Source organism: Corynebacterium sp. HMSC072G08 (assembly GCF_001809185.1).
GTDB lineage: Bacteria > Actinomycetota > Actinomycetes > Mycobacteriales > Mycobacteriaceae > Corynebacterium > Corynebacterium phoceense.
This window is the reverse complement of record NZ_KV796418.1, coordinates 1-813: the sequence shown is the minus strand read 5'-3', so window position 1 is coordinate 813 and position 813 is coordinate 1. Positions and strand designations below refer to the sequence as shown.

The following is an 813-nucleotide window of genomic DNA, read 5'->3' as shown; positions in this document are numbered from 1 at the left end:
CAACTCGGCCATGATCTCCTCACCCGTACGCCACGTCCCATCCAACGCCCGGACCTTAATGTCTTCCGTATTGCCCTGAATCAGCTGCGCCATCACAGGCAACGGCACGATAATGTGCAGCATCTTCCGCGGCGCCGCCAGGCCCATCTTCCCCCTCGCGTGCTGCTTCAAACCCTCATACACCGCCTCCAGGCCGCCGTCATCCACGCCCGGCAGAGAGTTAATGAAATCCATCAACCACCCCTCGTCCGAGCGCACGATCAACCGGTTACGCCCGTCCTTGCCAAACGCCACCGACGCCTCGTTGACCGGCTTCGGCTTTGTAATATGCTTGGCCGCGACTTTCTCCAGCTCGCCTTCGAGCGTGCCACACAAAATCACCCGCAGGTCATTCGGCCTATCGGATTTCTGTGCCAAGTTCTCGATCTTCTCCAGCACCCGCAGCCCGTGGTTGCGCGCACGCGCGGCCGCCCGCGCCTCGTCGATACGCGCGTGGCCCGACTCCCAGTACACCTTGGCCAACCGCAGGAACAGCGACGCATCAATGTCGTTGATGCCCGCATCCCACAGCTGCGTGCGCGTCATCCCGCGCACGGACTTAAGAGAGTCGACGTTGTGGCGCTTGTAGTCGTCGATGAGAGAAGTTGTCATGCCTCACACGCTACGAAGCCTTGTCAACCCCGCGCAATGGCAAGCCCCAGCAAGGCGCCACAATCTGTGGATAACCATAACGACAAAACTAGTTATCCACAGGCTGCGCGGCGGGATCCTGGCACCCCACCCAGGAATCCGGTACTCTGTCGCGCGCACGCG

The 813-nt window shown here is 61.3% G+C and carries 1 protein-coding gene; it reads right to left on the bottom strand.

Annotation, left to right across the window (positions count from 1 at the left end; all coding sequences use genetic code 11):
- Positions 1 to 651 (bottom strand): hypothetical protein (locus tag HMPREF2559_RS04815; protein WP_148138778.1); only part of this gene is annotated, 651 nt, incomplete at its 3' end.
- Between the last annotated feature and the right edge of the window lie 162 nt (positions 652 to 813).